18 protein-coding genes and 1 pseudogene are annotated in these 11810 nt (G+C 63.5%); 15 read left to right on the top strand and 4 right to left on the bottom strand.

Translation table 11 applies throughout. The annotated features are described in order from the left end of the window. Position 1: 1 nt before the first annotated feature. Both CK498_RS12295 and CK498_RS12300 read right to left on the bottom strand, forming a co-directional pair. A complete protein-coding gene (locus CK498_RS12295; RefSeq protein WP_095621142.1) occupies positions 2–403 on the bottom strand; it encodes a hypothetical protein in 402 nt (133 codons plus the stop codon). An 86-nt stretch (positions 404–489) separates the two neighbouring features. Beyond that, positions 490–1179, bottom strand: coding sequence for an XRE family transcriptional regulator (locus tag CK498_RS12300; RefSeq protein ID WP_095621143.1), 690 nt, complete (start codon positions 1177–1179; stop codon positions 490–492). Positions 1180–1286: 107 nt separating this feature from the next. Between CK498_RS12300 and CK498_RS12305 the strand changes: the two genes are divergently transcribed. The 13 genes and pseudogenes from CK498_RS12305 (at position 1287) to CK498_RS25790 (ending at position 7749) form a co-directional block, all read left to right on the top strand. Beyond that, positions 1287–1526, top strand: a complete 240-nt coding sequence (locus CK498_RS12305; protein WP_095621144.1) for a hypothetical protein — start codon at positions 1287–1289, stop codon at positions 1524–1526. A gap of 207 nt (positions 1527–1733) precedes the next feature. Beyond that, complete coding sequence (locus tag CK498_RS12310; protein ID WP_095621145.1) at positions 1734–1955, top strand: hypothetical protein; 222 nt, start codon at positions 1734–1736, stop codon at positions 1953–1955. A 39-nt stretch (positions 1956–1994) separates the two neighbouring features. Beyond that, positions 1995–2198, top strand: a complete 204-nt coding sequence (locus CK498_RS12315; protein ID WP_095621146.1) for a hypothetical protein — start codon at positions 1995–1997, stop codon at positions 2196–2198. Between the two features lie 36 nt (positions 2199–2234). Beyond that, complete coding sequence (locus CK498_RS12320) at positions 2235–2429, top strand: hypothetical protein (RefSeq protein ID WP_095621147.1); 195 nt, start codon at positions 2235–2237, stop codon at positions 2427–2429. Next, on the top strand, positions 2426–2677 hold the full coding sequence (locus CK498_RS12325; protein WP_217987763.1) for an ogr/Delta-like zinc finger family protein: 252 nt from the start codon (positions 2426–2428) through the stop codon (positions 2675–2677). The genes CK498_RS12320 and CK498_RS12325 overlap by 4 nt, the downstream gene beginning before the upstream one ends. A 12-nt stretch (positions 2678–2689) precedes the next feature. Continuing rightward, positions 2690–3082 carry a hypothetical protein gene (locus CK498_RS12330; protein WP_095621148.1) on the top strand — a complete coding sequence of 131 codons (393 nt, stop codon included), beginning with the start codon at positions 2690–2692 and terminating at the stop codon, positions 3080–3082. A 179-nt stretch (positions 3083–3261) separates the two neighbouring features. Continuing rightward, positions 3262–3882: pseudogene (locus tag CK498_RS26550) on the top strand (toprim domain-containing protein); the annotation flags it as partial. Between the two features lie 589 nt (positions 3883–4471). Continuing rightward, entirely contained in the window at positions 4472–5785 is a 1314-nt protein-coding gene (locus tag CK498_RS26555; RefSeq protein WP_229359058.1) for a hypothetical protein, read from the top strand. A gap of 23 nt (positions 5786–5808) precedes the next feature. Continuing rightward, positions 5809–6132 (top strand): hypothetical protein, encoded by a 324-nt coding sequence (locus tag CK498_RS26560; protein ID WP_141246948.1) that lies wholly within the window; start codon positions 5809–5811, stop codon positions 6130–6132. Beyond that, positions 6018–6356 carry a TraR/DksA family transcriptional regulator gene (locus CK498_RS26880; protein WP_095621331.1) on the top strand — a complete coding sequence of 113 codons (339 nt, stop codon included), beginning with the start codon at positions 6018–6020 and terminating at the stop codon, positions 6354–6356. The genes CK498_RS26560 and CK498_RS26880 overlap by 115 nt, the downstream gene beginning before the upstream one ends. Next, positions 6343–6630: a hypothetical protein gene (locus CK498_RS12345; RefSeq protein WP_095621149.1), complete on the top strand. Its 288-nt coding sequence runs from the start codon at positions 6343–6345 to the stop codon at positions 6628–6630. Before CK498_RS26880 ends, CK498_RS12345 begins: the two co-directional genes overlap by 14 nt. Further along, a complete protein-coding gene (locus CK498_RS12350; protein ID WP_095621150.1) occupies positions 6627–6884 on the top strand; it encodes a pyocin activator PrtN family protein in 258 nt (85 codons plus the stop codon). The genes CK498_RS12345 and CK498_RS12350 overlap by 4 nt, the downstream gene beginning before the upstream one ends. 52 nt (positions 6885–6936) lie before the next feature. Beyond that, positions 6937–7749 carry a hypothetical protein gene (locus CK498_RS25790; protein WP_141246949.1) on the top strand — a complete coding sequence of 271 codons (813 nt, stop codon included), beginning with the start codon at positions 6937–6939 and terminating at the stop codon, positions 7747–7749. Here the strand turns inward: CK498_RS25790 and CK498_RS12355 are convergent. Further along, complete coding sequence (locus CK498_RS12355) at positions 7733–8575, bottom strand: site-specific integrase (RefSeq protein ID WP_217987765.1); 843 nt, start codon at positions 8573–8575, stop codon at positions 7733–7735. The genes CK498_RS25790 and CK498_RS12355 overlap by 17 nt on opposite strands. Positions 8576–8891: 316 nt before the next feature. On the opposite strand from CK498_RS12355, the gene dusA reads away from it, so the two are divergent. Continuing rightward, positions 8892–9932, top strand: a complete 1041-nt coding sequence (dusA, locus tag CK498_RS12360) for a tRNA dihydrouridine(20/20a) synthase DusA (protein ID WP_095621152.1) — start codon at positions 8892–8894, stop codon at positions 9930–9932. A 12-nt stretch (positions 9933–9944) separates the two neighbouring features. Here dusA and CK498_RS12365 read toward each other — a convergent pair whose 3' ends face one another. After that, entirely contained in the window at positions 9945–10976 is a 1032-nt protein-coding gene (locus tag CK498_RS12365) for a succinylglutamate desuccinylase/aspartoacylase family protein (protein ID WP_095621153.1), read from the bottom strand. A 165-nt stretch (positions 10977–11141) separates the two neighbouring features. Here CK498_RS12365 and CK498_RS12370 point away from each other — a divergent pair, with 165 nt between their 5' ends. Then, positions 11142–11753, top strand: coding sequence for a TetR family transcriptional regulator (locus CK498_RS12370; RefSeq protein WP_095621154.1), 612 nt, complete (start codon positions 11142–11144; stop codon positions 11751–11753). The last annotated feature ends 57 nt before the right edge of the window (positions 11754–11810 follow it).

The raw sequence follows: 11810 nt of genomic DNA on the forward strand, positions 1-11810 counted from the left end.
GTCAGAACTCCTCGATGGCAGCGACGATCTGGTCGGCAGTCTCCTGCGAGACCTCGCTGTTCAGCTGGGCGACCACTCGGCCACTTTCCGACTGGTAGCGATGCGGCCCCACCAATTCAGGCATGCTATCGAAATAGCCCTTCACCCGGTCGCACACATCGCGTTCATCGCAGATGAAGAACTGACCGCCCCGAGGCGCGACTTCCTCGAGCACCACTACCAGGTGGTACTGGTACCCATCCGGCACCATGCCGCTGTTGCCCGGATCTTCGGTAGTGATCTCGGTGATGCCGGCGTCGGTGCCCTCCAGGGCATCGATCACCTGCTGCTGACTGATCGAATCGGCCTCGGCTGAACAGCCGGCCAGGGCAGCCGCGGAAACGGCCAACCATATGCGCTTCATTCCCTTTCTCCTTGCGTACCAAGCCCTCTATGGGGCCGTTCTTGTTAGCGCTCTCTGGCGCCGCATTCTCTCAGGGCTCCAAATCGTTACGAAACCCTACCTATCCGTATCTCACACCGCCCCAGGATCTCCACCTCCCCCATCTGCTCGGGCTTGATCATCTCGGGCGTGTAATGCTCGTTATCACTGATCAGGTACAGCGCGCCGCCGGCCAGGCGCTGCACGCGCTTGATGCGCCGTTCACCGCTCACCCACAGTAGGAATACCCCCTCGCGCCGCGGGTCGCGGTTGGCCAGGTCGACCAGCACCCAGTCGCCGTCGGCCAGCGTGCCCTCCATCGAGTCACCGCGCACCTTCACGCCCGCCACGCTTCCCGGGCTAATGCCCAGCGCCGACAGCTGCGCCTCGGGGAAGTAGAGCTGCCCCTCGATCCGCTCGCCCTCGAGCGAACGACCGGCGCCGGCGGCGCCCTCCACGTCATACAGATTGACCTCGGCCATGCCCGGACCGGGGCCATTGGCTGCCGTGACGGGAGCGCCATCGGCCACGCGCTGGGCGGCCAAGTGACCAACAGTATTCGAACGGATACCCGTCACCACGTACTGGACATCGGCATCGATGCCTGCCAAACGCTCCAAATAGTCTGCTTTGGGGCTGCGCTGGTCACTCTCGTAGAGAAGCTGGGTGTTTTTAGTCACCCCGGCGACAGCTGAAAAGGCGCTCTGTGTCATGCCTAAGCGCTCGCGCTCCTCCCTTAAACGCTGACCTATAGCCATCGTCTACGCACCTCGCGCTTGACAGTCACACATTTGAATACCATCATTCGATTACCAAGTATTGCTTTGAAGACCACAAGACAAGCGTGATCACTAGGAGCCCAGCCATGACCGACACCAGCCCAACCGACCCAAAGCGTGCCTCCCGGCTCGATCCCCGCGATCACTTGCTGGCTCGCCAGGCACTCACCGAGGCGGTGACCGAATTGGCCAAGCGGGGAATCAGCGGCGAGGCGCTCCAACGCCATGCCGTGGAAATCGCCACTGCCCTGAGAGAGGGGCTCGCCGTGCTTAGCGCTGCCGCAGAGAACGGTAGTGATCGGCAATCGCCCGATGCGCTGCACTGACCGCCTTGCCGAGAACCTCGCCATCGGCCTCGGCCATGGCCTGCGCCTCGGGACCGAAGCCGAAGGCACCAGAGCGGCACAGCTCCAATACGACCTCGTGAGCCGCGTGATCAGGACTACTACCCGGATTATGCGTCTTGGCCTCAGACATCCCTGAACCCCCTGCTCTTTATTGATGCTTAGAACTCCACAAAGGAAGCCTAACCCATGAACACCACGGAAACCATTCGCACACCCGCCGCGGCTTACTCGCGCAGCCCCAACGGCTGCAGCAAGCAGGTGATGACCCAGATCACCCCAACCGAGCGCGAGAAGCTCAAAGCCATAGCCGAGCTCGAGATGCGCAGCGTCTCCGGCACGCTGCGCATGCTGATGCTGCGCGGCATCGAGCAGTACGACGCCGACACCGAAGCGGCCGGCCAATCCTGATCGTTCGTTCACCTCTACCTGCTGCATAAGGACTCCGCCATGTACCAGGACACCAAACGAGTTCGCACCAAGGCCACCGTCTACCTCGACCAGTACGAGAGCGACGTGATCACCGCGTTGGCCAATTACCTGGGCGTACCCAAAGCCGAGGTGATGCGCCAGATGCTGATGAAAGAAGCGCGGGACGTGCTTGGCATCGACCTCGCTGGCCTCGTCGATAGCGTCGCCGATCAGGCCGGCTGAACGGACCCCTACATCCACCGTGCATCCGAGGTAGCCATGCCGGAACAACCCATGGAGCTCGACCAGCAGGCCAAGGCAGTCCTCGACGCCGTGTGCGAGCAGCAGGGCCTGGAAACCCGCGAGCAGGCAGCCGAGTGGTTGCTGCGCCGGCGCATCCGCCGCGGCGCCCAGGGCCTCACCGGCCGGGGCCGCGCGCTATACGAAGTCAACAGGAGGCCAACCCCGTCGTGACTGCGCCACACCAGATCCGGCTCAGCTGCCCCCACTGCGGGCAGTACATGAAGATTCGCGCATCGCGCGGCGTCACGCCGCTCTACCGCGAGGCCTACGTCTATTGCACCAACGAGGCGTGTGGGTTCCGCGGCAAGCTCGGCCTGGAGATGCTCCAGACGCTCTCGCCCAGCGCCACCCCCAACCCCGACGTAAAGCTGCCGCTGGCCCCGTCGCTACTCAGCCAGCTGCTCCACGACGCCAACTGAAGGACCGCTGCCATGAACAACATCACTCCGATCAACGCCGCCCGCGCTCCGCAGCTCGACAGCCACAACCTGGCCATCGCCGTGCTGTGGCGTCACCGCTGGGAAAACCGCGTCACCGCCCTGGCCAACTGCATCGAGCACCTGGTCACCGTGCACGACATGACCGAGGCCGCCGCCGAGCTGGCTGCCATTCAGGCCTACGCCGACCTCGAGAGCGAGAACACGTTGGCCACCATCGACATGGATGCCAGCACCTCCCATATAGTGGTGATGCGCACCGAGGGCGGCCGCCCGGCGATGTTCACCGTCTCCGACCTGCTGCGCATTCTCGGCCAGGCTCGCGATGAAGGCCGCGCCGTTGTCGTCGATCGCGAGTCACACCGCCCGGTCGTGCTCGAGCACTAAACCCCGCGTTTTCACTCCACGGATAGAGGAGGCTCAGCGTGAATCCATCGCTGCGCCAGGACATTCTCGCGCGCTTGATGCGCGACTACGGTGCCCAGGAGCGGGGCAAGTACCTGCAAAAGGTGCGCTGCCCCGACTGCGGCCAGCGCGAGGCGTACATCGCCGCCGACGCGCCGTGGATGCTGAAGTGTGGCCGCGAGAACAACTGCGGGGCGCAGATCCACGTCAAGAGCCTGTTCCCCGAGCTGTTCGAGTCGTGGTCCGAGCGCTATGCGCCAAAGCAGGGCGAGGAGGCCAAGAGTGCCACCCCGGTGGCCGACGGCTACCTGCACGACGGCCGCGGCTTCGAGCTCGAGCGCATCCAGGGCTGGTACACCCAGGAGAGTTTCTGGAAGCCCAACGTCGGCGGCACCGCCACCGTGCGTTTCGCCCTGCCCGGCGGCGCCTACTGGGAGCGCCTGCTCGACAAACCCGAGCGCTTCGGCAAGCAGAAGGCCAACTTCGTGGGCCGCTACAAGGGGCAGTGGTGGTGCCCGCCGGTGCTCACGCCGGATGATCTGGTCGCCGCCGGCGAGGTGTGGATCGTCGAGGGCATCTTCGATGCCATCGCGCTCTACCACCACGGCATCGCTGCCGCCTCGGCAATGAGCAGCGGCAACTATCCCGACGCCGCCCTCGAGGCCTTGGCCGACGCCGCGCACCAGGCAGGCACTACGCGCCCCACCCTGGTATGGGCGCTGGACAGCAACCGCGCCGGGCAGAACGGCATCCTCAAGCATGTGAACCGCGCCCGCGCCCAGGGCTGGGAGTGCCGCGCCGCGCAGGTGCCGGGCGGCGGCAAGCACGACTGGAACGACTGCCACCAGCGCGGCGAGCTCACCGAGAAGCATCTCGACACCTATCGCTACCACGGCGACCTGTTGTTGGCCCCCACGCCCATGGCCAAGGCGCTGATCATCTACAAGCGCAGCGAGCGCCGCGAGTGCTGGTTCGAGTTCAAGCGGCAGCTGTGGTGGTGGAAGCTCGACATGGACGCCTTCGACCGCGCGCTGCGCGCCGAGGGCGAAGACGGCGCCGACCAGCAGCAGCTCGACCCGGCCCTGCGCGATGCCGCCCTGGAGCAAGCTGGCAGCGTGAAGCGCATCTGCACCTGCTACCCCACCGCGCTGTACTACCAGGCCAACACCGTCACCGACGAGAGCTGGTACTACTACCGCATCGAGTTCCCGGGCGAGCGCTACACGGTGAAGAACACCGTAACCGGCAGCGCCCTGGCCTCGGGCACCGAGTTCAAGAAGCGCCTGCTGTCGATCGCCCCCCGGCGCGCAGTGGACCTGCACCACCGAGCAGCTCGATGCCACCCTGGCGCAGCACCTGCCGATCCGTACCGTGGAAACGATCAACTTCGTCGGCTATGCCCGCGAGTACGAGGCCTACGTGCTGGGCGACTTCGCCGTGAAGGGCGGCAAGATCTACCAGCGCAACGACGAGGACTTCTTCGAGCTGGGCCGCACCGCGCTCAAGACCCTCTCGCAGTCCACCCAACTGCACATCAACAACGACCCGAACGACTACCGCACCGATTGGGCGGGACTGATTCAACACGCCTTCGGCAGCAAGGGCGTGGTGGCTCTGGCCTTCTGGCTAGGCACGTTGTTCGCCGAGCAGATCCGCTCCCGCGACAAGAGCTTTCCCTTCCTCGAGATCGTCGGGGAGGCGGGTGCCGGCAAGTCGACCCTGATCGAGTTCCTGTGGAAGCTGGTCGGCCGCCGCGACTACGAGGGCTTCGACCCCAGCAAGGCCACCATGCCGGCGCGGGCGCGCAACTTCGCCCAGGTGAGCAACCTGCCGGTGGTGCTGATCGAGTCCGACCGCGAGCAGGAAGGTGGCGCCAAGCAGAAGCAATTCGACTGGGACGAACTCAAGACCGCCTTCAACGGCCGCAGCATCCGCGCCCGCGGCGTGAAGAACGGCGGCAACGACATCTACGAGCCGCCCTTTCGCGGCAGCATCGTCATCAGCCAGAACGCCGCCGTGCAGGCCGGCGAAGCCATCCAGACCCGTATCTGCCACCTGATGTTCACCCGCGAGGGCCAGAACGGCCGCACCAAGGAGCTGGCCGAAGCGCTGGAGAAAGCCGACCTCGAGCACGTCAGCCAGTTCGCCCTCGAGGTCGCCACCCGCGAGGCGGCACTGCTCGAGCACGTCACTACCCGCGGCCGCGAGTACGCCAACCTGCTGGCCGACGACCCCGACATCAAGGTGCTGCGCATCGCCAAGTGCCACGGCCAGCTGGCCGCCCTGGTCGAGTGCCTCGGCCCCGAGGGGCTGGGCCTGTTTGACGCTCAGGTGATCGACATGGCCACCGGCCACGTCTGGCAGATGGCCCGCGATCGGCAGTTGGCGATCAACGCCGACCACCCCCTGGTCGCCGAGTTCTGGGAGGCCTTCGACTACCTCGAGGGGCTCAACCAGGAGCCGCTGCTCAACCACTACGGCAATCACAGCGAGCAGATCGCCATCAACCTCAAGGACTTCGAGCGCCGCTGCGCCGACTACCGCCTGCGCGTGCCCGAGATCCGCGAGCTCAAGCGCTACCTGCGCAGCAGCAAGAGCCGCAAGTTCATCGACGCCAACCGCACCGTCCGTAGCCAGATCCGCCTGAACAACGCCAGCGTGAAGTGCTGGGTGTTCCAGGCCTGAGCGAAAGACAGGAGGCCACCGCCATGCCACAGCGCACCTACACCCTCGACCAAGCCGCCGCCCTGCTCAACCAAGGCCGCAACACCCTCGCCCGCCGGCTACGCCAGGCCGGCGTGCTCGGCACCGACAACCTGCCGGCGGGCAGGTACCGCGGCAATACCCGACTGATGGTGGTGGCCACCGGCACCTACTGGCACCCGATTTGCGGCTGGACCCACTACGGCCGCACCGAATTCACCGACTCAGGGCTCGACCACGTCGCCGACACCCTCGGCCTCGAGCTCGCCCACCTGCCTCCCAGCACGGCGCGGCAGGCCAGCCCGCAACCCCAGCACGCAAGGAACTAAGACATGGCAGACACCGCCGACATCGCCAGCGAACTGATGGAAAAGCGCCTGGAGCCGCCCTCGCCGACCGTCCCACTTGGGTCGGCGTCGACCTCGCCGCCACGGAATGTGACGACTGCGGATACGAGATCCCCGCCGCTCGTCGCAAGGCCGCGCCCTGGGCCAGCACCTGCATCGAGTGTCAGGGCATTCGCGAGAGGAGGAACAAGCATGCCGCCCGTTAAGGGCGGCCAGCTGGCCAAGGTCGCCGCCCTGCTCTGCCAGGACGAGCTGTTTCGGCTCTACCTGGATCGGCGCAAGCGGCACAAGTTCGGCCTCGCGCCCGGCCAGTTGCCCGACGGCACCCACAGCGAACAAGACGCGCGGGACTGGCTCTGCCAGGCCTGCCGCATCGACAGCCGAGCCGAGCTCGACCACAACCCCTACGCCGCTGCCACCTTCAAGGGCATCCGTGCCCGCTTCGGTCACTGGCGAGACACGCAGAGGAGCAACACATGAACACCTACTTCGGACTACTTGCCGAGTTCAACGGCCGCGCCGAGATCCCCCTCGAGGAGGTCGCCCCGCGCTACTTTAGTATCAGCGCACGAACCGCCGGCATGCGCGCCGGTGCCCAGGCGCTACCGGTACCGGCCTACCGCGCCGGCGACTCACAAAAGTCGCCCTGGCTGGTCAGTGCGGTGGATCTGGCCAGATACCTGGATGAAAGGCGGGCCGAGGCGCACGAGCTATGGCAACGAGTTAACGACTAAGTGTATCGTAAAGGGGTTGAGATCATTCTTAATCCCTTTTTTGAGCGACACAATGAAAAATAACCTCTCAATACATTTCAAATATACTACTGGAATCCTATCAGGAGTTATAATCCTTCTCTTAACTAGAGACTTGGCTAGCATACCTCGCCTACAAGAGTATATAGCATTTGCACTAACCTTTTCATCACTCCTTTTAGCTTTGATTGCAATAGTTTATTCATTCCTATCCAATGAATCACTATCAATATCACTAAACAAGATCAACACCTCAGCTGAAGAAATAAGCAAGCTTTCATCTTCAATACGAGAGTCAAATGAAACATTGCACTCAAGAGCAGGCGATGTTGACAAGAGAGTATCTGAATCGAATCTTCTCATAAAAGAAATTGGACAAAACGAATCCAATTCAAGACAAAGCAATGTAAAACAGGAAATTAGCGACACATTTATTTTGAATTACTTAAAAAAATCATCCCTCTTTGGATGTGAGGCTCTATTCGCTGCAGCGCTTTCTCAGGAAACAGGTAAATCAATTAAGATAACAAAACTACTTGCAAGCGAAGATGACATGGAAGTCAAGAAATCTTATTACATGGGCTACATATCTGCCTCTCAATCTAGTGGAATATTTGATTACAATGGAAATGTGCACAATCACTTTCACATATCGAATGCCACGCAGGTATTTATAGACAATGTTGAGAAAAAATTGCTTGAAAAAATTGACGAAGCCATATCTGATCTTTCAGCATCGTTGGGTAACCAATCAGCCAGAAACTTTGCCGAAGAAGGCTACTTGAGCATATTGAAATATTTCGAAGTAGAAAGATCAGAGAAAATTCAGCCTACTGGCGAAGAATGAGCGATTCAGGACGCAAGTGTGTGTATCGCTTCAACACCTCCCAGCTTTCGTGCAACGTGAACTGCTGCACCTCCACGATCTCATACCCCGCCTCGAACAGCCGCGAGGTCGCCTCGTGGCGTAGGTCGTGAAAGCGCAGATCGTCGATGCCGCTGGCGGCCGTGGCCGCCCGCCACCTGGTCCCGATCGACGCGGCATTACAAGGGAAGATCCTCTCTTCCCCTTTTGCCCTGGGCTGTCGCTGGATGATGGCCATCGCCTCATGCGTCAGCTTGAAGCGCTTGTGGTTACCCCACTTCTGCCGCGGGTGCTTCGCGTCCCGTACCCAGCAGGTCATGGCCTTTTCATCCAAGTCAGACCACTGCAGCCGAGTGATCTCTTCTTGGCGCCTCGAGGAGGCGATGGCGAAGTCCATGATGTCTTCCATCGGGATGATGGCGCTCGGCCGGATCCGCTGGGAGCGCTGGAAGTAGGCACGCAGCCGCTCGATCTCTACCGACGTTGGCCGGCGGTCTCGTGACTTGGATTTGCCGATCAGGCCCTTGGAGCGCAGCAGCAGCTTGGCCGCCTCGAATTCGCTTAGGTCCGCCGGCATTTTCCAGGCGGCCACGGCCGTCTTCAGGATGATGCCCAGCCAGACGATGTCCTGGTTAATCGTGGCCGGTTTGATGCCGCTGTCCCTGCGCATCACACCGTGCTCGATGATCTGCTGGCTGGTCAGCTGGGTGATCTGGACCCGCGCGATCGGGAAGCGCTGCAGCTGCTCGATCGTCGCCCGCTTGGAGCGACCAGCGCCCTGGGCAAACTCGTCCAGGTAGCGCTGCATGGCAGTATCCAGGGTTACGCCGCGCCACTGGGAGGACAGTATCCCACCTGGTGTGTCGAGCTCGAGTTCGCGCCGCTTGGCCCACTCCTCTGCCATGGCCTTCCTTGGGAACGTCCGCGACTCGGAGTGGTCAGGTTGACCACGCCGCGCGATGCGGATCTGCGCCAGGTATGAGAAACTGCCGTCCTTTTTTCGACGCTTCCTTATTGTCGCCACTCGAGCCCCCTGATGTACCAAATCGCCAAGGCCCCGTGTGCCAAAAATGTACCAAGCGATGGCGTAAAACGGGACTCAACCACTGTAAACATGAACAGTTATGACTGACAAGCCAACCGCCACAACCCGCATGGATACTGACATCAGGCGCCCCGCCCTGGATAGAACCTTCTCCGTCGCGCCGATGATGGATTGGACTACCCGCGACTACCGCGCCTTTGCGCGGACGCTGACGCGTCGCGCGCTACTGTATACCGAGATGGTCACCACCGGGGCGCTGATTCACGGCAGCCCGCGCGAGCGCTTCCTGGGCTTCGATGAAGTCGAGCACCCGCTGGCGCTGCAGCTGGGCGGTAGCGACTCCAGCGAGCTCGCCGAGTGTGCGGCGATTGCCGAAGAGTGGGGCTACAACGAGGTCAACCTCAACGTCGGCTGCCCCAGCGACCGGGTCCAGAACAACCTGATCGGCGCCTGCCTGATGGGGCATCCGCACAAGGTGGCGGCGGCGATCAAGGCAATGCAGGCGGCGGTGTCGATACCGGTCACCGTCAAGTGCCGGATCGGCATCGACGACCAGGACGAGGACGCCGACCTGGCGCGCTTCATTGACACGGTGGCGGATGCCGGCTGCGAGGTGTTCATCGTCCACGCGCGCAAGGCGTGGCTGCAGGGGCTGTCGCCCAAGGAAAACCGTGACGTGCCACCGCTCAACTACCCGCGGGTAGCGCGCCTCAAGCAGCAACACCCCGAGCTGCATATCGGCATCAACGGCGGCATCAAGACCCTGGATGAGTGCCGCGAGCAGCTGGCGCGGGTCGACAGCGTGATGGTCGGCCGCGAGGCGTACCAGAATCCCTGGCTGCTGGCCGGCGTGGACGAGGCGCTCTACGGCGAGCCCGGGCCGGCCACCAGCCGCCACGCCGCCGCGCGGGCCTTCCGCCCCTATATCGCCCGGCGGCTGGAGGGAGGCGCCAAGCTCAACCACGTTACCCGTCACCTGCTGGGGCTGTTCCAGGGTCAGCCGGGGGGGCGCCGCTTCCGTCGCCACCTCTCCGAGCACGGCCACCTCGACGGTGCCTGCCTGCGGGTGTTCGATGACGCCCTCAGCCTGGTGCCAGAGCCCGCCCCGCTCAGTGCCTGAGCGCCACCCCTCTCACTTGGCAGGCCCCGGCTGGGGGTCATAGTCCGACTGGAACGACTCGACCGCGCTCTCGGCCTCTTCGATGGCATCGAAGCGGGCGACGTGGAACAGCGCCTCGCCCTCGTTGGCCAGCGGCAGGTTGCTCATGCCGATCACGATGCCGTCGGCCATCGCCACCACCTCACCCTCGGTGTTGCCGAAGGGGTCGGCTACCAGCCCCAGCACCTCGCCCCTGGCGACTCGCGCGCCGAGCCGCACCCGTGGCCGCAGGATGCCGTCGATGGGTGCCCGCGCCCAGCTCGAACCGTTGGCCACTTCGGCGGACGGCGGCGTGCGTCGGCGGTGCTCGCCGGTTAGCATGCCGATGCGCCGCATTACGCGCAGCACGCCGCGCACCCCGGGGCCGATGGCCCACTCGTCGAAGCGCAGCGCCTCGCCGGCCTCGTAGGTGAGCACCGGTACGCCGCGAGTCTGGGCGTAGTGGCGCAGGCTGCCCTCGCGCAGCTCGGCGTTGAGGATCACCGGCGCGCCGAATGCTTCGGCCATGGTCTCGGTCTCGGGATGGGTCTTCAGCTGGGCACGGATCTGCGGCAGGTTGGTGCGGTGGATTGCCCCGGTGTGGAGGTCGATGATGTGGCTGGCATAATCGACGATCTGCTCGCGGAACAGCGCCGCCACGCGGCCGCCCAAGGACCCCGACTCGCTGCCTGGAAAGCAGCGATTGAGGTCGCGGCGGTCGGGCAGGTAGCGGCTGTGCTGGACGAAGCCGAAGACATTGACGATGGGCGCAGCGATCAGCGTGCCGCGTAGCCCCTGGAGCTGCTTGGAGCGCAGTAGACGGCGCACGATCTCGACACCGTTGATCTCATCGCCGTGAATGCCGCCGCATACCAGCAACACCGGGCCGGCCTGGCGCCCATGCACTACCTCGACGGGGATATGCAGCGGTGCATGGGTGTAGAGCCTCGCCACCGGCACATCGATCTGTAGTCGGGCACCGGGCGCAATGCGGGTGCCGGCGAGTTCGAAGAGGGCACGAGCCATTCACATGTCCTTGTGCTGAGAAACGATGCGGCCCGTTATACCGCGCCGGGCCGTGCTTGGCGAGCCGTGCATTCCAGAGTCGACAACTATACAGTCACGAATGTAAGTATACCCACATTGCGGTACAATGGGCCATGATCATAACCGCTGCGAGAACGCCACCCCATGGCCAGACGAACCAAAGCCGAGGCAGAAGCCACCCGTGAAGCCCTGCTGGATGCCGCCGAGGAGGTGTTCTTCGACAACGGCGTGGCGCGCACCTCACTGGAGCAGATCGCCCGCCACGCCGGGATGACCCGCGGCGCCCTCTACTGGCACTTCAAGAACAAGGCCGACCTGTTCATGGCACTGATCGAACGAGTACGCATGCCGTTCGAGGAACTGGTCGATACCCTGCACCATCCGCACCTGCTCGACGATCCGCTGGAAGCGCTGCGCGTGGCCTTCGACAATGGCTTCATAAGACTCGAGCAGCCCAGCAGTCACCGGGTCCATGCGATCCTACTGCATCGCTGCGAATTCTTCAGCGACATCAATCCTCTGGAGATGCAGGACCGCCTGGCCGATGAGTGTCACGTCGAGATATGCCAACAGCTGCGGCGCGCCCATGAGCTCGGCCAGCTACGCGACGACCTCTCCCCCGAAACTGCCGCCCGGATGCTCCAGGCAACCCTCGGCGGGCTCTTCCACGACTGGCTGCGCGCCCCCGAGCGCTACTCGATCCGCGAGCGCGGCGAGGAGTTGCTGGGCAGCCTGCTGCATATGATGCGCCGCTGACATTCCCCCTAGAAAGCAGTGGGCCGCCCCAAGGGGCGGCCCACTACGTTGTAGCAC

Origin of the sequence: Halomonas salipaludis (assembly GCF_002286975.1) — a bacterium.
GTDB lineage: Bacteria > Pseudomonadota > Gammaproteobacteria > Pseudomonadales > Halomonadaceae > Franzmannia > Franzmannia salipaludis.